This is a genomic window from Flavobacterium sp. (assembly GCF_035456225.1).
GTDB lineage: Bacteria > Bacteroidota > Bacteroidia > Flavobacteriales > Flavobacteriaceae > Flavobacterium.
The window spans coordinates 1-25,395 of record NZ_DATIDM010000050.1 but is presented as its reverse complement, the minus strand read 5'-3'; the positions used below and the strand labels follow the sequence as shown (position 1 = coordinate 25,395).

Below are 25,395 nucleotides of genomic sequence, written 5' to 3'. Positions count from 1 at the left end.
CTTCCTACAATGGCTACGATATTGTTCATTTCTATTAAATTTTGCGCAAAAGTACGCTTTTATAATTTAAGAGACGAAATTCAAATGAATTCCAACATCTTGTCTCTTATCTCTCGACTCTATTCTCTAATTTTCTTATTTCTGATTGTATCCGAAACGGCGCAACTGATACGCGTTACTTCTCCAGTCTTTGTTCACTTTCACAAACATTTCGATGTGAATCTGTTTCCCAAAGAATTTCTCCAAATCCTGACGGGCTTCTATCCCTACTCTTTTTATCGCCGATCCTTTGTGCCCGATGATAATTCCTTTCTGCGTATCGCGCTCCACCATGATTACCGATTTAATTCGGATGATATCCTCGTCTTCGATAAATTCTTCCGTTTCGATTTCCACTGCATACGGTATTTCCTTATCGTAATGCAAAAGGATTTTCTCGCGGATGGTTTCATTTACGAAGAAACGCTCCGGTTTGTCAGTTAAAGCATCTTTCGGATAATAGGCCGGTGACTCCGGAAGCAATTCAAGAATTCGGTTAAATACTTCTGTAACATTAAAATTTTCCAAGGCCGAAATCGGGAAAAGTTCCGCATTAGGCACCTTTTCTTTCCACAGGTTTACCTGTTCTTCCAGTTGTTCCTGATTGGATTTGTCGATCTTATTCAGCAATAACAAAACAGGAATTTTAGAATGTATGATTTTATTGAAAAAAGCTTCATCTTTCAGTTCCTTTTCTCCTACTTCCACCATGTACACCAAAACGTCGGCATCTTCAAAAGCCGATTTAACAAAATCCATCATCGAATTCTGCAATTCATAGGCCGGTTTGATGATTCCCGGTGTATCTGAAAACAATACCTGAAAATCCTCTCCATTCACGATACCAAGAATACGGTGACGTGTGGTTTGCGCCTTAGATGTAATGATTGAAAGGCGTTCTCCTACGAAAGCATTCATTAGTGTCGACTTTCCAACATTTGGATTTCCGATGATGTTTACAAAACCTGCTTTGTGTGACATAGTAAAAAATTTAGCCTACAAAGGTAGTCATAACCAGCGAATAGAAGAAATTTTAAAGTTTTTTTATCTTTTTGTTGTATGTATCAAATTTCGGTGTACCTTTGCACTCGAAACATCGCGGGATAGAGCAGTAGGCAGCTCGTCGGGCTCATAACCCGAAGGTCACAGGTTCGAGTCCTGTTCCCGCTACTAAGAAAATATTGAGAATACAAACCGTACATCGCGGGATAGAGCAGTAGGCAGCTCGTCGGGCTCATAACCCGAAGGTCACAGGTTCGAGTCCTGTTCCCGCTACTAAGAAGAGAATCATTTTGGTTCTCTTTTTTTTTAAATTAACTGAAGTTGTTTATTTCTTACATTTTAAGATTTATACTACTGTTAATCAAAACGTTTCACAAAAGAATCGCTTTTATTTTTTACACATGAACACAAAAAAAATTGCCGAGTACCGAAAATTACTTGATGTTACAAAAACTGCAACATTAAAGGAACTGAAAACGATTTACAGAAACAGTATGAAGGAAGATCATCCGGACACTATTGCTGATCCTGTTGAACGTTTGGCTGCTGAAGAAAGAAGCAAGCAAATTATTGAAGCGTATCACTTTTTAGTGAGCATCGCACCGGAAACCCTTGAAAAAGACAAGGAAGAATACACAAAAACCACCACTACATCCAACATTTTGGAATTCTACATGGACAATGGGGTTTTATACATCAGTTTCCTGGATGGTAATCAGTTTGAGTATTTCGGTGTTCCAAAAAACACCTACATCAAAATGATTAATGCCGAATCTCCGAACCGTTTTGCAAAGCGTCATATCTTTAATGAATTCACCTATAGAAGCGCAAGTAAATTAGTTGCTGCAGAGTAAATTCATCTTCACAATATACCAAGACCATCAACGAGAGTTGGTGGTTTTCTTTTTTACGAACAACCGAACACCACCCCTCATCGTCAATCAATCTTCCTAAAGCGCTTTTTTAATTTGTCTTTTTTTTCCTAAATTTGAAAATAACCAAAAACAAAAAATATGGAATTTAACTTTTTAGCGGTACTGGTTGCCTCATTAATCACTTTGCTTGTCGGATTTGTATGGTACAACCCTAAAGTTTTCGGAACAATCTGGATGAAAGAAACCGGAATGACAGAAGAAAAAGCCAAACAAGGCAACATGCTTAAAATTTTCGGTCTGACCATTTTTTATTCGCTAATGCTTGCCTTTGTGGTTCCTGCTTTGGTAATACACCAAATGGGCGCTTTAGGAATGGTTGGCGGACCTGAATTCATTGCTTCAGCCAAGCCTTCGTATGCAGCTTTCATGGCCGATTACGGAGACGCTTTCCGTTCGTACCAACACGGAGCTCTTCACGGATTTATGTCGGGATTATTTTTAGCATTACCGATCACAGCAATCAACTCTTTGTTCGAGCAAAAATCATGGAAATACATCCTGATTAACGCCGGCTATTGGATTGTATCCTTAACCATAATGGGGGCAATCATCTGCGGATGGAAATAAAAATTAACATTTTATTATAGCGCAATCGCTCTACATTTGTAGGGCGATTTTGTCTTTATGAAACAGTCTTACCATTATAAAATATATTCTTCAGCAACAGAACTTCCGGATTCTTGGAACTCACTTGCTGTTTCCAATATTTTCCTTTCGACTGATTACCTGAAAGCATTGGACGAGTCTGCTCCAAAGAACATGACTTGCCATTATATCGGGTTGTTTAATGATGGTGAACTGATAGGTATCGCCCTTTCCCAGTTTCTGGATCTGAATCTGGTGGATTCTTTTGGGGAACGAGACAATTGTATCAAAACCTCGATTCGTAATTTTGTATTCCGAAACTTCACTTCCCACGTTTTATTCATGGGAAACAACATGCTTACAGGACAAAACGCTTTTATTTTCTCAAAAGAACTGGACACTAAAAAAGGCATCACCTTACTTCACAAAGCGGCAGAGGAACTTCAATCCCGATTTAAGAAAAAAGGCAAAAAAATTCACCTGACCACCTTTAAAGATTTTTTCACCCACGAGAATGATATTTTAGAAGCTTCGGAATTTCAATCTTTTTACAAGTTCACTACACAACCCAACATGATTTTTTCGATAGCCGACAACTGGAAAACCGAGGAAGATTATGTTGGTGCATTAAGTAAGAAATACCGGGACCAATACAAAAGAGCCCATAAAAAACTGGACGGTGTTGAAAAACGAAAAATGAGCCTGGCAGAAATTAAGCAATACAACACAACCCTCAATGCACTTTATTACAATGTTGCCAAAAACGCTCCTTTCAACACGTTTTTTTTATCGGAAAACCATTTTTACGAACTCAAAAATCAATTAGGCCATAACTTCCTTTTTTACGGCTATTTTCTGGAGGGTAAACTAATCGGATTCAACACATTGATTAAAAACGGGAATGTTATCGACACCTATTTTTTAGGCTACGACGAAGAACACCAACGAGAAATGATGGTCTATCTGAACATGCTTTACGATATGATCAACTATTCGATTAAAAAACAATACAAGGGAATAACTTTTGCTCGAACGGCTTTGGAAATCAAAAGTTCTGTAGGCGCTAAACCTTATGAAATGGTTGGTTTTATTCAGCACTCGAATCCACTGATTAACCGTTTTGCAGGGAAGATTTTCAAATCACTCGAACCGGAAACGATTTGGCAGGAACGGAATCCGTTTAAATGATTTTGGGTCCTTATGTAAGAGATGAAAGAGACAAGAGACAAGAGACAAGAGATAAGAGATAAGGAAAATGCTCAAAGAATGCCCCAAGTGATTAACCAGCCCCGATGGGAGCGGCATCCTTTTTTTGGCTTTAACCAATGGCAAAAAAAAGATAGAGCGGACAGCGGGAAAATGGTTTACTATCCTCCCAAGCCATTCGCTCCTGACTATTTTACAAAGTTTCCAGCTCCATTTGGACGTTTTCCCAATCTTCCAGCAACTGATCCAATTCTTTCTTTTTCTTTTCGTAGGCCGCAAAGAAATTAGCATCACCGGCATGTTTGTCGTAATTATCGGCCAAAGCCTTGTCGTCATGCTGTATGTTTTTTTCCAACTGCTGTATCTGGCTTTCAATTTTGCTCAAGCGGTTTTGCAGGGATTTGTTCTTTTTCTGTTCGTCGTAAGAAAGCGATTTGTTTTCTTTAGGGGTTTCCTTCACCACTACATCCTTCTTCTCTACCTCGCGCATGTTTTCCATTTTGCGTTGTTCCAGAAAGAAATTGATGTCGCCCAAATATTCCCTTATCTTCTGATCTTTGAATTCATACACGATATTAGACATTCCCTGAAGAAAATCACGGTCGTGAGATACCAGCAACAACGTTCCTTCGTATTGCTGTAAAGCAGCTTTTAAGACGTTTTTAGACTTTATATCCAAGTGGTTGGTCGGCTCGTCCATTACAAGCACGTTGATAGGCTGTAAAAGCAATCGGCACAACGCCAAACGGTTTCGTTCGCCTCCGGAAAGCACTTTCACCTTTTTCTCTACATCGTCGCCGCGGAAAAGGAAAGCACCCAACATGTCGCGTACTTTGGAACGGTTCGTGTCGGTTGCAGCTTCAATCATCGTATCAAGCAGGGTTTTTTCACCATCCAGATATTCCGCCTGGTTTTGGGCGAAGTAACCCAACTGAACGTTATGTCCTAATTTTATGCTTCCGCCGAATTCGAATTCATTTACGATGGCTTTCATAAAAGTGGATTTCCCCTGTCCGTTCTGACCTACGAAAGCGATTTTACTTCCGCGCTCCACCAACAGATTAATATCCTTTAAAATAGTTTTCTCGCCATAAGCTTTGGTTACATGCTCGGCTTCCACCACAACACGTCCAGGCGTAATGGAAACCGGAAAGGAAATGTTCATTACCGAATTATCGTCTTCATCCACTTCAATGCGTTCCACCTTATCCAATTTTTTGATTAAGGATTGTGCCATTGAAGCTTTTGATGCTTTGGCACGGAATTTTTCGATAAGCTTTTCTGTTTCTTCTATTTTTTTGGCTTGATTTTTTTGGGTTGCCAATTGCTTTTCGCGGATTTCCTGACGTAACACCAAATATTCCGTATACGGCTTATTGAAATCGTAAGCTTTACCCAATGAGATTTCGATTGTTCGGTTGGTTACATTATCCAGAAACATTTTATCATGGGAAACAATTACCACTACGCCCGGAAACGTTCGAAGGAAACTCTCCAGCCAGATGATACTTTCGATATCCAGGTGGTTGGTGGGCTCATCCAGCAATAATATATCGTTGCTTTGAAGCAATAGTTTGGCCAATTCGATACGCATTCGCCAACCTCCCGAGAATGTATCGGTCTGATTATTGAATTCTTCACGTTTGAAACCCAATCCTAACAGGATTTTTTCTGTTTCCCCAACGTAATTATATCCGCCTAAAATTTCATAATGATGGGTAACATCACCTAATTGCTCAATCAGTTCAGAATATTCAGCACTTTCATAATCGGTTCTTGTGGCCAACTGATGGTTGATTTCGTCGATTTTTAATTCGGCATTTTTGATTTCTTCAAAGGCCTGATAGGCTTCTTCCAAAACCGTTCTTCCTTTTACAAAATCAATATCCTGACGCAGGAAGCCAATTTTCACTTCTTTTTCTGTAGCAATACTTCCGGAATCCGGCTGCAAATCACGAGACAAAATTTTTAGCATGGTTGATTTCCCGGCTCCGTTCTTTCCAACCAAACCTACTCTGTCTCCGGCACCCAGACGAAAAGTCACTTCTTCAAACAGATATGTACCTCCGAAAGAAACCGATAAATTGTGAATATTAAGCATAATATAGTACTAATGTTACCAAGGTAAATCTACAAAAGAATTACCTTTACCTAAATTTTTTGCAAATGTTAAAAAAAGGATCCAAATTAAACAGCATTTTAACAGGAAGTTGTCCTAAATGTCAGGAAGAAAGTATGTATTCTGACAAAAACCCCTATCACTTGTCTAATACCTTAAAAATGCATGAGACCTGTAGCCATTGCGGAACACGTTATAAAATTGAGCCTTCCTTTTTTTATGGGGCGATGTATGTAAGCTATGGCGTTGGAATTGCGTTTGGAGTGGCTGCTTTTGTCATCAGTCATTTATTTTTAGGTGCCAATCTAAAAATCTCTTTTATTTCCATCATTGCAACCCTAATCGGCTTTATGCCAGTGATCATGCGATTGTCAAGAAACATTTGGATCAATATTTTCATCCATTACGACAAAAACTGGAAAAATAAACCTTAATTATTTTTTCTTTCTATCAAATCGTTTGATGTCGATTTGCATGTCTAACGGTGCTTGATTTTCGACATGATTGAACAATTCCCTGGCTAAAAAAGGCCCCAGCATTACTCCACGGGTCCCAAGACCGTTGAGAATGTGTAACCTGTCGAAATCTGCATGGGTTCCAACTAATGGACGACGGTCATTTACAGTTGGACGAACACCTGCAAAATGTTCAACGATTTCGAAATCGCAATCTATTAATTCTTTCAGACCATTTATCAATTCCTGTTTTCCTTCTTCTGTTGGCGTATCGGTTTTGTCATCCCAGTTATAGGTAGCACCCACTTTGAACAAATCATTCCCAATCGGAAGAATAAAAATACTGGATTTCAAAACTACATCCAGATTTAATTCGGGTGCTTTTATAATTAGCAACTCACCTTTGGTTCCATCTAAAGGCAATTGATTAAAATAAGGGTTATGCTGCAATCCGAACCCCTCGGCAAAGATGATATGTTTCGCTACTATGTCTTTATACTTTACGGCATCATCTAGAAACGTTATTTCAGAATAATCGAAAGTTTCATTTAAGAACAAATTGCTTATTTCGAGGTATGCTGTATAAGAATTAATAAAAACAGCCGTGTCGACGTATCCTGTATGCAGTACTTCACCAAATCCGAATTCAGACGAAATCGATTTATAGTCTTTTTGAATAATCCTGGTGGAAAGAAAAGGGGAAAGCGTGGGTTTATCAGCTGCCTGAAACCAATTGTTCTGCTCTTCAATTGAAGCAAATTTTCGATAAACCGGTATTTTATGATCGAAGGTTACCTTTAGGCGTTCTTCAATTTTAGCATAAAAAGGAAGTCCGTACTCCAATTGCTGTTTCGCCTGCCATACCTGGCTGAAACGTTTCAAAATGACAGGGTTATATAATCCTCCAGCCACTTTAGACGATGAGGAAGAGAAATCTTCAACTACAAGAAAAGACTTCCCATTTTGAAGCAGCGTTTCTGCAAAACAAATTCCGGCTATTCCGGAGCCAACAATTAAATAATCTATCATAGTACAAAAATAAAAAACTCTCACCGTTATGGTGAGAGTTTTTATATAATTAAAAAGAATTTACTACTAGTAGTTCCACATATCCTGTTCGAAGTTGCGGATTTTTTCTTTTACACGCTCAGATTCCAATAATTGCATCTGAGAGTTTTCTTTCATGTAGTCCTCGATTTTTCTATCTCCGTATACATTCTCTTCTTTGTAAATCACAGCGCTGAAACGACGTGCATTTAACAAGTGATCAAAAGTAAGCGGCATAGCTGAATTCTTATCATTGAAAGCTTTGGCTTCATGTAACTCATCTCGGATTGAAGGGAAATATACCCAAAACAATTCGATAACGTCAGCATTTTCATTTCCAATTTCTCTCGCTTCCGGAGCCACTGGACAAATACCCAACATTCTGTATTTCAATTCACCTTGTCTCTTATCAAAGTACCAGTATCCTTTAATTTTATAACCTGAAATATCAATTCCAGTCAATTCTCTCTTATCGATATACTGTAGATCCAAAGTCTTTGTTGGAGTACCAGGAACAGTTTCTGTTACCCATCTTCCATCAACTTTTTTCTTTACAGTTTTTGGTTTCGGGAAATAGTCGTCATAATAAGTGTTGATTTCATCACGACCTGCCTGAGTAGTATCAATGTAAGTGAAAGAAGAAGCCATATCTTTTAATGTCTTCTTGGTATTAAAGTAGTCATCAGTATATACTTCCGTAATTTTACCGCTTTTAATACCTTTTAAAAGAACATCAAACAGAGAACGTCTGTCGCTACCAATGTTTACCGAATCAATAGGATAATACAATGGAAAGTTAACTCTTTCGTCAAGATCTATGACTTCCCAGATTGCTTTACCCATTAAGATATCACGATCGTGCACATACCCGTAAGGTAGCGGTTTATCGTTATCGGCATTCATTTGCGCAGCAGTTTTCTTCCCTATTTCAGCCGGAGTTTTAGCATTCAACAAGTTAGACTGTGCGAATGTTGTATAACTTCCTGCAACTGCAAAAAATACTACTAAAAAGTTTCTCAATTTCATGTTCTAAAATTAAAGTTATTTAAGTTACTGTACTTAAATGATTATTTTATTTCGTATGTAACCGGTGCTGTTTTACCAGTCATGACGTTAGCTGTTACACCAACAATTTTAGTTTTGATATCTGTGATAACAATAACATCACCTCTTCCTGCTTTAGCCATTGCCGCTTTACAAGCAGCGTTAACTCGGTCTCCTTGTACAATAACCGCAGCCTGTCCTGGTGCCTTGAACGTAAACTGAGTTACTTGGAAGTTCAAGTCATACAAGAAATCTGGCAAAATTGCAGAAATTTGAGAAACTTCCAATCTAGACTTAGCTCCTGAATTAGCTCCAGTCGTTCCACCAATCGCACCGAAAGGAGGTGGGATGTTCTTGATACGGAATACTTTCTTGTCAGAAACTGTTTTACCGTCAGACATTTTTCCAGTAGCTGTAACAGTAACTTCTGTACCAGAACCTGGATTTAAGTTGTATTTACCTTTTCCAGAAGATGTTAAACCTGGCGCTGAAGCAGTAACTTTATCTTCAGAGATACCTGCAAATGAAATAGTCATTGGGTTAGGTAAACCTCTATATACTACGTTCATTTTGTCTGCAGAGATGTTTGCTGAATTAGGTCTTGGTACAACTACATATTTTCCTTCGAATTTCAATGGAATGTTTTTCCCATCTTCTAAGAATGTAAAAGTACCACCAAACTGCTGCTCACCAATACCTCCAGCCGTCATTGAGATAACCGCTTGACCGTTCTCAATTTTACCAGGACCTTGGAATGAAGTTGGTTTTGTGTTAGCATCATATTTACCTAATACTACTTTACCTGTTACTTGTTCTCCTTGGAAATAAACGTTTTTATCAAGAGCTACAATTGCTTGAAAATTTTTCATTGAAGCAGCTTCTTTAAACGTGTTACCCATCAAAACGTTGTAAACACCAGACTCCATAGTCTTGATATCATTTTGCATTGCAGTCAATTTAGTTAAAGACGCAATAGCCGGGAAACCTTTGTAGTGGTAATCTAAGTATTTTTTTGTAACACCTTCACGGTCTTTAACGTCAGCAGTATTAAATTTCGTTTCCAATTCTTTGATAATTGGTTGGAATTTAACATCTTTTCCGAAAACCGTTTTCATGTCAGCAACAAATTTGTCGATTTTTCCAACAACTTCTTTTCCTTTTGTAGAATATCCGTCACCTTGGAACCAAGCTTCGTCAACTTTATCACCTTTATCCATTGCTTCGTAAGGTAGTTTTCCTGTTTTTTCGTCTACCTCATAACCTGCAGAGATATCTTTTTTCAAAGCCTCTATATAACTGAAAAAATCTCCAGATAATTTAGAAACTTGCTGAGCCTGATCGTTAGGAGTTTTAAACTTCAATGGATCTTCCCCTGCTTTAGCTTCTAAGAACGTTAACATTTTTTTGTTATATTCTGAAGTTGTAAGATTAGAAGTGTCGAACTTTTCGTTCATCAAACCAAAAGCTGATAATACTTCTTTTGACATATTCAATGCCAACATCGCGATGAAAACCAAGTACATTAGGTTAATCATCTTCTGTCTAGGACTTAATTTTCCTCCTGCCATTTTCTAATTAGTTTTTAAAAAAGTTAATGATTTTGAAACTAATTAGCCTCTGTTACTCATTGCAGAAAGCATTCCGCCATATACATTATTTAATGAAGATAAATTTGCAGTCAAAGATTGCATTTGATCTTTTAATTTTAAGTTGTTTTCAGCAACTTCTTGGTTGATTTCAGCATTGCGAGTAGCACTCTCTAACTGTACTTTATACATACCGTTCAAAGTCTCTAGCTGAGTAGCAGCTAAGCCCATTTCGTCAGCATATTTCTTTTGAGAAGCGATAGCATCAACTGTAGGAGCCATGTTTTTAGCAGCACCTTCGAAATTTTTAATGCTGTTTCCTAAACTTGCCATTAACTCACCGTCAATTTTGGCTTCTTTCAACATGTTATCTAATTTTTGAGATAACAAACCTTGAGCTTCAGTAGGGTTTTCTACTTTTTTAGCATCTTTCTTTTTTGCTTCACCTCCAGCTAATTCTGGGTAAACTAAAGTCCAATCTAATTCTGTTTCAGTTTCGAAAGCTGATAAACCGAAGATAAGCGCCTCTGTTCCCAAACCAATGATAAGGAATGTACCCGCTCCTGGCCAGTGCATAATTTTAAATAATGCTCCGATGATTACTACTGCTGCCCCCATACCGTAGGCGAAACTCATTACTTTTTTTGGAATTAATGCCATAATAAATAAATTTTAGTTAGTTAAGTTAATATAAAAATTGGTTAATTTTTTAAAATTATTTTTGAGTTTTAGTGTTACTTGTACCCATGTAATCCTGAACTGTTCTGAATCCAATATAAGATCTAGCAGAGTCAGCATATTCATAATCACGTGTACTTACCTGCAAGAAATAAGCAACATCTTTCCAAGAACCACCACGTGTTACTTTACGCATGTTAGACAAATCCGGAACGTTCGGGTTCATTGTAGAAACATACTCATAAGCTGCAGGATCATAAGACGAATCCGTCCATTCAGCCACGTTACCAGCCATGTTATACAAATGATACTCATTTGGCTCGTAAGATTTAGCCTCCACAGTGTACAACGCACCGTCCGCAGCGTAATCTCCACGGTTTGGTTTAAAGTTAGCCAAGAAACAACCTCTGTCATTTTTAGCATAAGGACCTCCCCAAGGATATGTACCTGATTCTAAACCTCCTCTAGCGGAATACTCCCACTCTGCCTCTGTTGGCAAACGGAATGAATTCACCTGATCTCTTCCTTTTTTCTTTTTGATGTATGAATTCTTATTCATTGTTCTCCAAGCACAAAACGCTTTAGCCTGCTTCCAAGAAACACCCACTACAGGATATTCACCGTAAGCCTGGTGCCAGAAATAATCATTATGCATTGGCTCGTTGTAAGAATATGCGAAATCTTTGATCCAAACTGTTGTATCAGGATAAATCTGGATGTTTTCAGTTTTGATGTATTTACTTCTTTTAGTTCTGCTGCTTCCAACAGTTTTATCTTTTGCAGCTGCCTGAATATCCATCCAAGAATAACGGAACTTCAATTTAGACACATCAAATGTTCTTAAACCATTATAAGACTCTGTAGCCGGCAAATACAATGAATCCATCACCTCTACATAATGCTCATCCGGATATTTCTGAACATCATTATGCAATTTTACTTTTCTGTTCAAACGTCTTCCAGCATAAGGATCTTCATCAGTCCCAACACTATAATAGTTCTCATACATATATTTATCATACGCAGACATTTTTGCAGGATCCTGATCTTTAAATGCGAAATCACCGATACTTCCTCCGGTTTTTCCGTTTCCTCCACCAGGTTTCATACCTTGTTCATCAGCAAGTATAGCCAATCTTGTTCTGGTAACTGAATCTTTTACCCATTCCACAAACTGACGGTACTCACTATTTGTAATCTCCGTTTCATCCATATAAAATGAACGTACGGTAACCGTTTTTGTGGGAGCATCCTGAACATTAGCTAAATCATCATCTGATTTTCCCATAATAAATGCACCTCCAGGAACCAAAGTCATTCCAAATGGCTTCTCTGGATGCCATTTTCTTCCTTTAACTCCTACTAGCTCTCCTCTGTCGTTTTTATGACAGCTACTAAAGAACAATGAAACAAGTGCTGTAAATGCTATGAACTTCTTCATATAAATCTGGGTTAATTATATATACAATTTTAAGGGCGTAAACCTATTTATTTATTTTTTAAAAAACAATTTTTTTATCTAAAAAAACTTAAAAAAAAACAAATCGTCATAAAACTGACAAGGCTTATCGCATTTCTTTCTACTTATACTAAATTTTTCTTCTGCGCTTTCCACCATCTTTCAGGGATTTCCTGACCTATCGCACCTAAATAATCCTCATAGGTGCATGGTAATAACGTACTTCTTCTTAATTTATTGTTAATACCCGATAAAAAAGGTATTTCAATCCACCAACGTTCGGTTTTATCGCTCTTAAAGAAAATCAACTCTTCATCCTCAAGCGGTACTATATATTTCAGGTAATCTTCTTTATCTCCAAAAGGATACTCTTTGGAACGATAATGAAACCCTTCTATAAAATACCAAAGAACCTGTGCTACCAATACGGATTCAGCTTCAGAACCATTATGATTAAAAACTCCAAACGAGGTTACTTTATCGCTTATTCCGGAGTAGCGCGAAAGTACACAAATTTCTTTTCCATTGAATCCATTGGGATTAAATTTCACAAAATTTCCTGAATCTGCAGATTTTACTGAAGTCAAATCCACTGAAACTAGGTCTGCATCTCTAAAAACGGGTTCCGCAATGGCCGAATTATTACAAATTTCACCCAAGCGGTAAGCATCAAAATACAATTTCTCTATCAAATCGATTTCTTCCTGCGAATTGAAGTACGTTTGATACCCTATATTACTATAGTTAAACAAATTAGAAGGCTCTTCTACAATCATGCTGGACAAAAAAGAATTTGCCGGCACTCCGCTTTCCTTTGCAAAATCGAATTTACTGTCCACAGAAACTACATTAACCATTTGTTCCAGCTGATCATACGCACGATACATGGCATACGTCAAATCCTGGGATCCTCCGATAACAACCGGCACAACCTTATTCTTTATTAAATAGGCTACCGCATTTTTCAACACATAATAGGTATCTTCCAATGCATTTCCCGGAACAATATTTCCTAAATCAACAACCTGTGATTCCCAATTTCCGGGATACAGACTGTAAAATTCTTTGCGGATATGATTCAAATCAACATCATAATTCCCTTCTCCTGAACCACGGTTATCCGACACCCCAATAATTGCAATCGCGGCTTTTTCAATAACCGGAAATTCGGTTTCCGAATGAAACACAACTTTTTTACCCAAAGCCTGACTGCTCAAACCCTGAACAAATTCAAAAAAATCAGAATCAAGTGGCTGAAAAAAATCAAATACCATAATTTATTTCTTTTTAGCAGGTGCTTTTTTAGTTGTTGTCTTTTTTGCTGCAGTTTTCTTCGCCGGTGCTTTCTTCTCAATCAATTCCTTCACCTGTTCCAACGTCATTGCCGCAGCATCCACATCTTTACTCAATTCGATTTTAATTTTCCCTTTGATGATTACCGAACGACCCCATCGTGCTTTTTCCACCACTATTCCTTCGGCTTCCCAATTATGAATAACCTTATCGATATTTTTTTGCAATTTTTCTTCAATCAACTCTTCCACATCCGATTGTGAAAGTTTATCAAAATTATATTTCTTGCTCACATTGATAAACAAACCATTCCATTTAATGAAAGGCCCAAAACGCCCAACACCTTTCTGAACCGGCTCATTCTTATAGGTAGCGATTGGCGCATCGGCTTTCGCCTTCTCATCAATCAGCTCCTGTGCTCTTCCCATGGTAACATCTAGCGGATCTTCCCCTTTCGGTAAAGAAATAAAAACACTTCCGTGACGTACATACGGACCGAAACGCCCATTACTCACTTCAACTTCTTCTCCTATATACGCACCCAATACTTTTGGAAGCAAAAACAAATTCAGCGCTTCTTCCAAAGTGATATTCCCAATATTCTGCTCGGTACGCAAACTTGCGAATTGTTTGTTCTCGTCATCAGCCTCTCCAATTTGTGCCATCGGACCGAATTTGCCCAAACGAACACTCACCTGTTTTCCGGTTTTCGGATCTGTCCCTAAAATACGCTCACCGCTTTCTCTTTCGGCATTTTCTTCCACATTTTTAACGGTCGGATGGAAATGATTGTAAAAATCGTTCATCATTTTAGCCCATTCGATGTTCCCTTCAGCGATTTCGTCAAAATCCTGTTCCACTTTTGCCGTGAAATTATAATCCAAAATGGTCTCGAAATTCTTAACCAAAAAGTCAGTTACGATGGTTCCTATATCTGTTGGCACCAATTTCCCTTTATCTGAACCGGTATTTTCTTTCAGCGATTTCTCTCCTACTTTTCCGGACTGCAGTGTCAATTGCGTATAGTTTCGCTCCTGACCTTCCAGATTCCCTTTCTCCACATAATGACGGTTGATAATAGTAGAAATCGTTGGTGCATACGTTGATGGACGTCCAATTCCTAACTCCTCCAACTTCTTAACCAAAGAAGCTTCCGTGTAACGTGCGGCAGGACGCGAATATCTTTCGGTCGCCGTGATATAATTATTTTGAAGTCGCTCGTTTACTTTCATAGCCGGCAACATTCCTTCCTGTTCTTCTTCATCGTCATCATGACCTTCGAGATACACCTTCAGAAACCCTTCAAATTTGATTACCTCTCCGGTTGCCATAAAAAGTTCTCCGTGGTTATTGGCTTCGATTTTAACATTGGTACGTTCCAATTCGGCATCACTCATTTGAGACGCTAAAGTTCTTTTCCAGATCAAGTCATATAAACGTGCCTGATCGCGATCAATATTCACCGTATGACGTGTCATGTCTGTCGGACGAATCGCCTCGTGTGCTTCTTGTGCGCCTTTACTCTTGTTGGCAAACGTTCTCGGTTTGGAGAATTCTTTCCCGTAAGACGCAATTATTTCCGCTTGAGCCGCATCCATCGCTTCCTTGGAAAGATTCACACTGTCCGTTCTCATATAAGTGATAAGTCCTGCCTCATACAAACGTTGCGCTAACTGCATGGTAACTCCAACCGGCAAATACAATTTACGGGCAGCTTCCTGTTGCAAAGTTGATGTCGTAAAAGGAGCCGTAGGTGATTTTTTGGTAGGTTTTGTTTCCAAATCCGCTACCTTATATATAGAACCGATATTCTTATTCAGAAAATCTTCGGCTTCTTTTTTTGTATTGAAGTTTTTTGGCAATTTTGCTTTAAATGCTCTTCCTGCTTCATTTGTAAATTCTGCTACTACCGAATAAGAAGCTACTGCCTTAAAGTTTTGGATTTCACGCTCACGTTCCACAATCAATCGGACAGATACCGATTGCACACGACCGGCCGACAATCCTCCTTTGATCTTACGCCATAAAACCGGTGACAATTCATAACCCACCAAACGATCCAAAACCCTTCTCGCCTGTTGTGCATTAACCAAATTATAATCGATTCCTCTAGGATTTTCGATTGCCTTCTGAATGGCTGATTTTGTGATTTCGTGAAAAACGATACGTTTGGTTTTTTTTGGATCCAATTTCAATTCTTCCGCCAAGTGCCATGAAATAGCCTCTCCCTCGCGGTCTTCATCGGAAGCCAACCAAACCATATCGGCAGCTTTAGATAACGTTTTCAATTTACTCACCAAGGCTTTTTTATCCGGAGAAACTTCATATTTCGGTTTAAACCCATTCTCCACATCCACACCAATTTCCTTCGAGGGTAAGTCGGCGATATGCCCGTAACTGGACTCAACCTGAAACTCGCTTCCTAAAAACTTCTCTATGGTTTTCGCCTTTGCCGGTGACTCAACGATCACTAAATTCTTTGCCATCTACTTTTTATTTATGCCGCAAAAGTATAGGATTTTTTTAAATATTGCGTTTTTGCAAATTTTAAAAGCAAATTTTGTCGATTAAAAGCTCCGATAAAGATTATCCTTTATACAATAAAAAAAATTCGGAACTAATTCACAGATAATAAAAAAACAAAAGTTATACCTATATATAATACCTTTTTTACGATTTTAAAAGCTGAAAAATATTTCTTCCTATTTCATTGCATATCACATTTCAAATGTCTAATTTGTTAACAGAGCAAAACACAAAACAATTAAAAACTTCTTAATGAATCGAGAGGAGCAATTATCCAAATTAAAACAAACTCCAGAATGGGACGTCATTATTATAGGTGGCGGTGCATCCGGATTGGGGATTGCGCTCGATTCCGCAAGTAGAGGCTACAAAACAGTTCTGGTTGAAGCCATTGATTTCGCCAAAGGCACTTCCAGCAGGAGCACAAAATTAGCGCATGGAGGGATTCGCTACTTAGAACAACTAGATATTGCTCTAATACGGGAAGCTTTAAAAGAAAGAGAACTGATGTTAAAAAATGCCGGCCATTTGGTAAAAAGTCAATCCTTCGTCATTCCGGTATACAATCGCCTGAATGGCTATTATTTCTCCACGGGTTTAAAAATATACGACTTGCTCGCCGGCAGCACCAGTTTCGGCAGTTCCCAATCGATATCCAAAGAGAAAACAATCGAATTATTACCGACAATAGCACAAGAAGGATTACAAGGCGGCATTATTTACCATGATGGTCAGTTTGACGATGCGCTTTTCGCCATAAATCTTGCCCGGACCGCCATTGAAAAAGGCGCCTGTCTTTTAAATTACGTCAAAGCCGTCCAAATACTAAAAACCAAAGACAATCAAATTTCCGGCATTATAACAGAAGATCAGGAAACGGAGGAAAAATATACACTAAAAGGCAAAGCTGTAATCAATGCGACCGGGGTATTTACGAATGCTATCATGAGTCTGGACAGTTCAAAAAACAAAAAGTTTGTTATCCCCAGCCAGGGAATTCATCTGGTTTTTGACAAATCATTCTTGCCTAGTGAAAATGCACTTTTAATTCCGAAAACGCGTGACGGAAGAGTGCTTTTTATGGTACCCTGGCACGATAAACTAATTGTTGGTACAACCGACACTCCGGTTGACGAACCAAGTTTAGAGCCAAAACCTTTAGAAACAGAAATCAATTTCATACTGGAAACGGCTCAAAATTTTTTGACAAAAAAACCACAACGAAGCGATGTCTTATCGGTTTTTGCAGGATTAAGGCCTTTGGCTCTACCTAAAAAAGAAGGGAAAAACCCGAAAGAAATATCGCGAAACCATCAGATTATTGTTTCTGACTCCGGTTTAATTTCTGTTATCGGCGGTAAATGGACGACATATCGTAAAATTGCCGAAGATGTAGTGGACAAAGTGATTGAAATTCACGATTTACCCAAAGCCGAATGTAAAACCCGAAACATTGCGATTCACGGCCACACAACCGTAACGGAATCTGAACGAAAAAACCACTTGTCTGTTTATGGTACTGATACTCCGGAACTTTTAAAATTACAGGAAAACGAACCTGCCTTAAAAGAAAAACTACACCACAATTACCCATACACACTATCCGAAGTGGTTTGGGCCATCCGAAACGAAATGGCTCGAACAGTGGAAGATATTTTAGCAAGACGCTTACGATTACTTTTTTTAGACGCCCGGGCAGCCATAGAATGCAGCGAAAAAGTTGCAAGTCTCTTATCAAGAGAATTAAATAAAGGCACCGACTGGAAACAAAAACAAATTGCCGATTTCAAAAAAGTCGCACAGGGTTATCTCCTTGATTAAAGCATTTATCAAAATATATTTGCCTGTTAAGAGCCATTTTTCATCGGAAACGAAGCCAATTCATCTCATTAAAACCAATACCAAAACCCAATCAACAAGCAAGCTCCCAAAACTTTTGTTAAACAAATCTGCCATCTTGTCAGAAAATAAAATTTAGTACTATCTTTGCCCATAGATTTTACACTTTTAAGTGCTTTATGGAAAAGGAAATTGATGAGAAAAAACAAGGTACGAGCCTGGTTTTAGAACAAAAAGAAGAGAATACTAAAAAACTTTTTATTGAAAGTTACGGTTGTGCGATGAATTTTTCGGACAGTGAAATCGTAGCTTCCATATTAACCGAACAAGGTTACAACACCACCCAAAATCTGGAAGAAGCCGATTTGGTTTTGGTGAACACCTGTTCGATTCGCGATAAAGCGGAACAAACCGTTCGCAAACGTCTGGAAAAATACAATGCCGTAAAACGCAGTATCAATCCGGGTATGAAAGTGGGCGTTTTAGGTTGTATGGCCGAACGTTTGAAAAGCCAGTTCCTTGAAGAAGAAAAAATCGTAGACATGGTTGTCGGACCTGACGCCTACAAAGATCTGCCGAATCTTTTGAAAGAAGTGGAAGAAGGCCGCGATGCCATCAACGTAATTTTATCGAAAGACGAAACCTATGGTGACATTTCACCGGTACGCTTACAAAGTAACGGTATCAATGCCTTTGTTTCAATCACCCGAGGATGCGACAATATGTGCACATTCTGCGTAGTACCGTTTACACGCGGTCGTGAACGCAGCCGTGAACCGCAATCCATTTTGGAGGAAATCAAAGATTTATGGGAAAGAGGCTTTAAAGAAATTACGCTTTTGGGTCAGAACGTAGACAGTTACCTTTGGTATGGAGGCGGACTGAAAAAGGATTATGACAAAGCCACTGAAATGCAAAAAGCAACGGCAGTGGATTTTGCACAGTTATTAGACATGTGTGCCGAACAGTTCCCGAAAATGCGTTTCCGTTTCTCGACTTCGAATCCGCAGGACATGCATGAAGAAGTATTGCACGTTATCGCAAAACATCATAATATCTGCAACTACATTCACTTACCGGTACAATCGGGAAGTACACGTATATTACAGGAAATGAACCGTCAGCATACCCGCGAAGAATATATGGCTTTGGTGGATAAAATCAAGGCAATTATTCCGGGATGTTCGATTTCACAGGATATGATTACCGGTTTCCCAACCGAAACTGAAGAAGACCACCAGGATACTTTAAGTTTGATGGAGTATGTTGAATACGACTTCGGATACATGTTTGCCTATTCAGAAAGACCTGGGACTTTGGCTGCCCGAAAAATGGAAGACGATGTTCCGGAAGAAGTTAAAAAACGTCGTTTACAGGAAGTTGTTGACCTACAGCAGGAATTAAGCCACAGAAGAACTTCGCGTTTCTTAAACCAAACTGTTGAAGTTTTGGTCGAAAAAGAATCAAAAAGATCGGATGCGCACTGGAGCGGAAGAAATTCTGAAAACGTAGTGACGGTTTTCCCGAAAGGCAATTACAAACCCGGTGATTTTGTACTGGTAAAAGTAGCCGACTGTACTACAGCTACCCTTATCGGAGAAGCGATCGGATACAGTGAAATGCAAAACTAAAACAGTTTAATAAATTGAGATTGCTTTGCAAGCTCGCAACGATACATGGAATCAGTTCAAGCCATAAAACAGCGATTTGAGATCATCGGGAACGACCCGAAGCTCAACCGTGCGATTGAAAAAGCCATTCAGGTCGCCCCTACCGACATTTCGGTATTGGTTACCGGAGAAAGTGGTGTGGGTAAAGAAAGTATTCCGAAAATAATACATTCCCTTTCGCACCGTAAACACGGAAAATACATAGCCGTGAACTGTGGAGCCATTCCCGAAGGAACCATCGACAGTGAATTGTTCGGACACGAAAAAGGATCATTTACCGGAGCAACCGGAACCCGCGAAGGTTATTTTGAAGTTGCGGATGGTGGAACTATCTTTTTGGATGAAGTGGGGGAATTGCCGTTAACCACACAAGTGCGCTTATTGCGTGTTTTGGAAAACGGTGAATTTATTAAAGTTGGTTCTTCGCAGGTACAGAAAACCAATGTACGCATCGTGGCTGCTACCAACGTTAACATGTTTGATGCCATCGAAAAAGGAAAATTCCGTGAAGACTTATACTATCGTTTAAGCACGGTGGAGATTATGCTACCTCCACTACGCGAAAGAAAAGACGATATTCATTTATTGTTCCGAAAATTTGCTTCGGATTTCGCACACAAGTACAAAATGCCTCCCATCAAACTGGACGACAATGCCATACAATACCTGACAAAATACCGTTGGGGAGGAAATATCCGCCAGTTACGAAATGCCGCGGAACAGATATCGGTTTTGGAAACCAATCGAGACATTACGCTGACTACCCTGCAATCCTATTTACCAACAGAAGGAAGCAATCTGCCATCGGTAATCGGTACTAAAAAATCGGAAAGTGATTTCAGTTCGGAACGTGAGATTTTGTACAAAATTCTTTTCGACATGAAAAGTGACCTGAACGATTTGAAGAAACTGACTTTGGAACTTATGCAGAGCGGCAATGCCAAAAATGTTCAGGAAACCAACAAAAATCTCATCCAACGCATTTACGGACAAAAAGAAGAAACCGAAGTCCCTTTTGAAGAGCCTTCGTTGACAGCCTTTCCGGTGCAGAATCAAAATCTTCAGGAAGAATTTGTAGATGACGATGATGATCAGAATTATCTTTTTGCCGAAACCGTGGAAGAAGAAGATTCACTCCGACTGGACGAAAAAGAAATCGAACTCATCAAAAAGGCTTTGGAGCGAAACAAAGGAAAACGAAAAGCCGCTGCCGATGAATTGGGGATTTCGGAAAGAACATTGTATCGCAAAATAAAACAATTCGATTTATAATATATTTGGATTTTAAAATCAGATGAAACATTTACAATATATCATTGCTGTTGCCACACTGTTTTTTTTCAGCAGCTGTTCGGTTTACAACTTTACAGGGACCGGAAAAATTGATGCCAAAACCTTTCAGGTAAACTATTTTCAAAACAATGCGGCTTTAATTGAACCTGGAATCGAGCGTACTTTCACAATAGCTCTTCAGGACTTAATCCAAAACCAAACCAATCTTAATTTGACAAGTTCAGGTGGTGATTTAGTTTACGAGGGTGAAATCAGAGAATACCGAATCACCCCGATGACAGCAACAGCTGATCAGCAGGCAGCGCAAAACCGATTGACCATCACGGTAAATGTACGTTTTACAAATAAAAAGAATCCGGATGATGATTTCGAAAAACCATTTTCATTTTACCGGGACTTCCCTGCAAATGAACAATTGGTAGGATCCAGACTAACAGAAACACTGGACTTTATTTTTGAAAGGATTACACAAGACATATTTAACGCCTCGCTGGCAAAATGGTAAAAAAGTTGTCTGTATTCAGTAATTAGTTTGCAGTTTTAAGTATCTTTAAAGTCCTGATTTCACTGAACACTGAACACTGAACACTGAACACTGAACACTGAACACTGAACACTGAACACTGAACACTGAACACTGAACACTGAACACTGAACACTGAACACTGAACACTGAACACTGAACACTGAACACTGAACACTTGAACGTAAACGATTTAACATACCTTATTTCCAAACCCGATTCTTTAACCGGAAGGCAAACCATCGAGCTGGAAACAGTTTTGAATGAATTTCCTTATTTCCAGTCGGCTAGGGCCATTCATTTGAAAGGGCTTCACAATCAGAAGAGTTTTCGTTACAATCAGGAATTAAAAAAAACAGCCGCTTATACCACTGACCGAAGTGTTTTATTTGAATTTATCACTTCTGAAAATTTCACATCCATCCATAAAGCTTTTTTAGAAGAAAAAGAAACGGCCATCAATGAAATTATCGTCAACCAATATAAAATTGTAGTTCCGCAAGCAATCGAGGTTAGGCCAAAAGTAAACCCTTTGGAACAATCGATCCTTACCTCCATCCAGATTGCCGAACCCGAAACAGCAGCCGAACCAGCACCGACAGAACCAGTTTCTTCGGAAAATATTCAACCCCAACCTGTTTCTTCTGAAGAAGAAAAACCTAAATCACTGGAAGAAAAACTGGAAATAGGAAAACCTCTGGAATTCTCTGTTCAGGAAAAACATTCGTTCCAGGAATGGCTTCAATTGGCAAAAATTACTCCGATTAACCGGGAAAATGAGCCACAGGATGCGGAAACAGACAACGAAAAAAAGAAAAAATCGGAATTAATCGATAAATTTATAGAAAGCAATCCGAAAATTGTTTCGGTTAAAAATGCGCCTGTAACCCCTATAAATATTGAGAAATCCACGCAGGACAACTCTTACTTGATGACGGAAACTTTAGCCAAAGTATATTTGGAACAGAAAAAATATCAAAAAGCAATTCAAGCTTATGAAATATTAATTTTGAAATATCCGGAAAAAAGTAGTTTCTTTGCAGACCGTATTTCGGATATTAGACTTTTACAACAAAATAATAATTAAAGAATTATAATATGTTTTCAATTTTTTTAGTGTTAATCACAATCGTATGTTTTTTACTTGTAGTGGTAGTTATGGTTCAAAATCCTAAAGGAGGAGGATTGTCTTCTTCTATCGGAGGATCACAAATGATGGGCGGGGTTCAGAAAACAAATGATTTCCTTGATAAAAGTACTTGGACATTGGCTGGTTTATTAATCGCTTTAATCTTATTGTCAAGCTTAAGCTTTACTGGAAATTTAAGTGACAACGGTTCAAAAATCATTGACAACAGCGCTACTGCTCCGGCACCGGCTCCTGCGCCAGCTGCAACTGCACCTGCTGCACAGGACGCTGCAAAACAAGAAGCTCCGGCTACTACTGATGCTGCTCAACCCGCTGCTGCAACAGAAGAAGCTAAAAAATAATTTTCTGAAAATACTTTTTTAAAATGCCAGCCTGTCAGTGCTGGCATTTTTTTTTGGTAAATTTGTCAGTCAAAAGTACTTGGCATAATTTCTGAAATGAGCATGTCAAATTTTTGACACTGAACAAAAATTCATAAACCTTTTCAATTGGCTAAAAAGCAGATTAAAAAAAGTAAACTATAAAAATTAATAATATATAAATAATAACAGCTATGGCATTAAACATCAGACCACTTTCAGACCGCGTTCTTGTAGAACCTATGGCAGCAGAAACACAAACTGCTTCCGGAATCTTCATCCCGGATACTGCTAAAGAAAAACCTCAAAAAGGGACGGTAGTTGCTGTAGGAAACGGGACTAAAGAGCATACCATGACCGTTAAGGTAGGTGACACTGTTTTATACGGAAAATATGCAGGAACCGATTTGAAATTTGACGGTAAAGACTACCTTATCATGCGTGAGGACGACATTCTTGCGATTATCTAATTCCAAATAACAAATTAAAAATCAATGTCAGTAAACTGACGAAACGAATCAACAAACACATAAAACATGGCAAAAGATATAAAATTTGATATTGAAGCACGCGACGGTTTAAAACGCGGTGTGGATGCATTGGCAAATGCAGTAAAAGTAACTTTAGGTCCAAAAGGACGCAACGTAATCATCGGCAAATCTTTTGGAGCACCGACAGTTACCAAAGACGGTGTTTCAGTAGCAAAAGAGATTGAATTGAAAGACACTCTTGAAAACATGGGTGCGCAAATGGTAAAAGAAGTAGCTTCCAAAACCAATGATTTAGCCGGAGACGGAACTACTACCGCAACTGTTTTGGCACAAGCCATCGTTAAAGAAGGATTGAAAAACGTTGCAGCCGGAGCTAATCCAATGGATTTAAAACGCGGCATCGACAAAGCTGTGGAGGCTATTGTTACTGACCTGCAAAAACAAGCCAAAGAAGTGGGAAGCTCTACGGACAAAATCAAACAGGTAGCTTCAATTTCCGCTAACAACGACGACGTTATCGGTGAACTTATCGCCATGGCTTTCGGAAAAGTTGGAAAAGAAGGTGTAATCACCGTTGAAGAAGCAAAAGGAACCGATACTTACGTAGATGTTGTGGAAGGAATGCAATTCGACAGAGGATACCTATCCCCTTACTTCGTAACAAACCCTGAAAAAATGGAAGCGGAACTGGAAAATCCGTACATTTTATTATACGACAAAAAAGTATCTTCTTTAAAAGAACTACTTCCAATATTAGAACCGGTGGCACAATCCGGGAAACCGTTGTTAATCATTGCTGAAGATGTGGACGGTGAAGCATTGTCTACCCTGGTAGTTAACAAACTACGTGGTGCTTTGAAAATCGCGGCAGTTAAGGCTCCTGGTTTTGGCGACAGAAGAAAAGCGATGTTGGAAGATATTGCCATCTTAACCGGAGGTACTGTAATTTCAGAAGAAAGAGGCTTTACTTTAGAGCACACTACTTTAGATCTTTTAGGAACTTGTAAACGAGTTAATATCGACAAAGACAATACAACAGTTGTAAGCGGAAATGGTGATCACGAAATGATTAAAAACCGTGTAAACCAAATCAAAGCGCAAATGGAAACCTCTACTTCCGAGTACGACAAAGAGAAATTACAGGAACGTTTGGCGAAGTTGGCCGGAGGTGTAGCTGTACTTTACGTTGGTGCTGCTTCAGAAGTGGAAATGAAAGAGAAAAAAGACCGTGTTGATGACGCTTTACATGCAACCCGTGCTGCGGTTGAAGAAGGTATTGTTGCCGGTGGAGGTGTTGCTTTATTGAGAGCAAAAAAGGTATTAGAAAAAATCAAAGCAGAAAATGCAGACGAAGCTACCGGAATCCAAATCGTATCCCGCGCTGTGGAATCTCCATTAAGAACCATCGTTGAAAATGCAGGTTTAGAAGGATCTGTAGTCGTGGCAAAAGTAGCTGAAGGCAAAGACAACTTCGGATACAATGCAAAAACCGACGAGTATGTGGATATGCTAAAAGCAGGAATCATCGATCCTAAAAAAGTAACCCGTGTTGCTTTGGAAAATGCTGCTTCAGTTGCAGGAATGATCTTAACTACAGAATGTGCTTTAGTAGAAATTAAAGAAGAAAATGCAGGAGGCGGAATGCCAATGGGAGGCGGAATGCCAGGAATGATGTAATTTTCTAAAACATTTCTCACAAAAAAACTGTCTGAATTTCGCTTCAGACAGTTTTTTTTTATCTTTGCCCTTCTAACTTCACGTATAATGAAATTAAAAAAAACAATCTTTTTACTTATTACCCTGATTATTCAGACTTTAGCTTTCTCTCAAGCTGAACTAAGCCAAGGAAACGAAAAAATCAGCGAGGTCCTTACGGAATATTTCAAGATGGATAGGGAAAACATCCACCTTCATCTGAACAAAAACACTTACCTGACTTCAGATGAAATTTGGCTCAAGGGGTATATCATCGAAAAGAAAAGCAAAAAACCATATTTGCCTACATCCAATGTACACATCAATTTGATTGATGAAAAGGGTACAAAAATCAAAACATATCTTTTTTTCGCAGACAACAGTATCTTTGAAGGGAACAT

21 protein-coding genes, 2 tRNA genes and 1 pseudogene are annotated in these 25,395 nt (G+C 38.8%); 15 read left to right on the top strand and 9 right to left on the bottom strand.

What is annotated here, in order from left to right; genetic code table 11:
* Window positions 1-135: 135 nt before the first annotated feature.
* On the bottom strand, window positions 136-1,020 hold the full coding sequence (gene era, locus VLB74_RS02950) for a GTPase Era (RefSeq protein ID WP_325201974.1): 885 nt from the start codon (window positions 1,018-1,020) through the stop codon (window positions 136-138).
* A gap of 116 nt (window positions 1,021-1,136) precedes the next feature.
* On the opposite strand from era, the gene VLB74_RS02945 reads away from it, so the two are divergent.
* From VLB74_RS02945 to VLB74_RS02925, 5 genes are all read left to right on the top strand, one after another.
* Window positions 1,137-1,209, top strand: a tRNA-Met gene (locus VLB74_RS02945).
* A gap of 32 nt (window positions 1,210-1,241) precedes the next feature.
* Window positions 1,242-1,314 (top strand) — tRNA-Met (locus tag VLB74_RS02940).
* 128 nt (window positions 1,315-1,442) lie between these two features.
* Window positions 1,443-1,895 carry a KTSC domain-containing protein gene (locus VLB74_RS02935; protein WP_325201973.1) on the top strand — a complete coding sequence of 151 codons (453 nt, stop codon included), beginning with the start codon at window positions 1,443-1,445 and terminating at the stop codon, window positions 1,893-1,895.
* A gap of 159 nt (window positions 1,896-2,054) precedes the next feature.
* Window positions 2,055-2,543: a DUF1761 domain-containing protein gene (locus VLB74_RS02930; RefSeq protein WP_325201972.1), complete on the top strand. Its 489-nt coding sequence runs from the start codon at window positions 2,055-2,057 to the stop codon at window positions 2,541-2,543.
* A 57-nt stretch (window positions 2,544-2,600) separates the two neighbouring features.
* The gene (locus tag VLB74_RS02925; RefSeq protein ID WP_325201971.1) at window positions 2,601-3,749 is read left to right on the top strand and encodes a GNAT family N-acetyltransferase; all 1,149 of its coding nucleotides are present in this window, start codon (window positions 2,601-2,603) and stop codon (window positions 3,747-3,749) included.
* Between the two features lie 211 nt (window positions 3,750-3,960).
* Here the strand turns inward: VLB74_RS02925 and VLB74_RS02920 are convergent, their stop codons facing one another.
* Entirely contained in the window at window positions 3,961-5,868 is a 1,908-nt protein-coding gene (locus VLB74_RS02920) for an ABC-F family ATP-binding cassette domain-containing protein (protein ID WP_325201970.1), read from the bottom strand.
* Between the two features lie 65 nt (window positions 5,869-5,933).
* Here VLB74_RS02920 and VLB74_RS02915 point away from each other — a divergent pair, with 65 nt between their 5' ends.
* Complete coding sequence (locus VLB74_RS02915) at window positions 5,934-6,320, top strand: DUF983 domain-containing protein (protein WP_325201969.1); 387 nt, start codon at window positions 5,934-5,936, stop codon at window positions 6,318-6,320.
* Here the strand turns inward: VLB74_RS02915 and VLB74_RS02910 are convergent, their stop codons facing one another.
* The 7 genes from VLB74_RS02910 to topA form a co-directional block, all read right to left on the bottom strand.
* Window positions 6,321-7,370: an NAD(P)/FAD-dependent oxidoreductase gene (locus VLB74_RS02910; RefSeq protein ID WP_325201968.1), complete on the bottom strand. Its 1,050-nt coding sequence runs from the start codon at window positions 7,368-7,370 to the stop codon at window positions 6,321-6,323.
* A 66-nt stretch (window positions 7,371-7,436) separates the two neighbouring features.
* Window positions 7,437-8,414: a type IX secretion system ring subunit PorN/GldN gene (gene porN / locus VLB74_RS02905; RefSeq protein WP_325201967.1), complete on the bottom strand. Its 978-nt coding sequence runs from the start codon at window positions 8,412-8,414 to the stop codon at window positions 7,437-7,439.
* A 41-nt stretch (window positions 8,415-8,455) separates the two neighbouring features.
* On the bottom strand, window positions 8,456-10,000 hold the full coding sequence (gene porM / locus VLB74_RS02900; RefSeq protein ID WP_325201966.1) for a type IX secretion system motor protein PorM/GldM: 1,545 nt from the start codon (window positions 9,998-10,000) through the stop codon (window positions 8,456-8,458).
* A gap of 42 nt (window positions 10,001-10,042) precedes the next feature.
* A complete protein-coding gene (gene porL, locus VLB74_RS02895; RefSeq protein WP_325201965.1) occupies window positions 10,043-10,678 on the bottom strand; it encodes a type IX secretion system motor protein PorL/GldL in 636 nt (211 codons plus the stop codon).
* A 55-nt stretch (window positions 10,679-10,733) separates the two neighbouring features.
* Window positions 10,734-12,137 (bottom strand): T9SS ring complex lipoprotein PorK/GldK, encoded by a 1,404-nt coding sequence (gene porK, locus VLB74_RS02890; RefSeq protein ID WP_325201964.1) that lies wholly within the window; start codon window positions 12,135-12,137, stop codon window positions 10,734-10,736.
* 143 nt (window positions 12,138-12,280) lie between these two features.
* Complete coding sequence (locus VLB74_RS02885) at window positions 12,281-13,429, bottom strand: formimidoylglutamase (RefSeq protein ID WP_325201963.1); 1,149 nt, start codon at window positions 13,427-13,429, stop codon at window positions 12,281-12,283.
* 3 nt (window positions 13,430-13,432) lie between these two features.
* Window positions 13,433-15,934, bottom strand: a complete 2,502-nt coding sequence (gene topA / locus VLB74_RS02880) for a type I DNA topoisomerase (RefSeq protein WP_325201962.1) — start codon at window positions 15,932-15,934, stop codon at window positions 13,433-13,435.
* Window positions 15,935-16,226: 292 nt separating this feature from the next.
* Here topA and VLB74_RS02875 point away from each other — a divergent pair, with 292 nt between their 5' ends.
* The 9 genes and pseudogenes from VLB74_RS02875 to VLB74_RS02835 all read left to right on the top strand — a co-directional run.
* Window positions 16,227-17,795 carry a glycerol-3-phosphate dehydrogenase/oxidase gene (locus VLB74_RS02875; RefSeq protein ID WP_325201961.1) on the top strand — a complete coding sequence of 523 codons (1,569 nt, stop codon included), beginning with the start codon at window positions 16,227-16,229 and terminating at the stop codon, window positions 17,793-17,795.
* Window positions 17,796-17,992: 197 nt separating this feature from the next.
* A complete protein-coding gene (miaB, locus tag VLB74_RS02870; protein WP_325201960.1) occupies window positions 17,993-19,444 on the top strand; it encodes a tRNA (N6-isopentenyl adenosine(37)-C2)-methylthiotransferase MiaB in 1,452 nt (483 codons plus the stop codon).
* A gap of 45 nt (window positions 19,445-19,489) precedes the next feature.
* Window positions 19,490-20,755: a sigma-54 interaction domain-containing protein gene (locus tag VLB74_RS02865; protein WP_325201959.1), complete on the top strand. Its 1,266-nt coding sequence runs from the start codon at window positions 19,490-19,492 to the stop codon at window positions 20,753-20,755.
* A 22-nt stretch (window positions 20,756-20,777) separates the two neighbouring features.
* Entirely contained in the window at window positions 20,778-21,281 is a 504-nt protein-coding gene (locus VLB74_RS02860) for an LptE family protein (RefSeq protein ID WP_325201958.1), read from the top strand.
* A gap of 196 nt (window positions 21,282-21,477) precedes the next feature.
* The gene (locus tag VLB74_RS02855; protein ID WP_325201957.1) at window positions 21,478-22,386 is read left to right on the top strand and encodes a tetratricopeptide repeat protein; all 909 of its coding nucleotides are present in this window, start codon (window positions 21,478-21,480) and stop codon (window positions 22,384-22,386) included.
* An 11-nt stretch (window positions 22,387-22,397) separates the two neighbouring features.
* Window positions 22,398-22,790: a preprotein translocase subunit SecG gene (secG, locus tag VLB74_RS02850; RefSeq protein WP_325201956.1), complete on the top strand. Its 393-nt coding sequence runs from the start codon at window positions 22,398-22,400 to the stop codon at window positions 22,788-22,790.
* Between the two features lie 212 nt (window positions 22,791-23,002).
* Window positions 23,003-23,278, top strand: coding sequence for a co-chaperone GroES (locus VLB74_RS02845; protein WP_325201955.1), 276 nt, complete (start codon window positions 23,003-23,005; stop codon window positions 23,276-23,278).
* Between the two features lie 66 nt (window positions 23,279-23,344).
* Window positions 23,345-24,976, top strand: a complete 1,632-nt coding sequence (gene groL, locus VLB74_RS02840) for a chaperonin GroEL (protein WP_325201954.1) — start codon at window positions 23,345-23,347, stop codon at window positions 24,974-24,976.
* Between the two features lie 87 nt (window positions 24,977-25,063).
* Window positions 25,064-25,395, top strand: a pseudogene (locus tag VLB74_RS02835) (hypothetical protein); the annotation flags it as partial.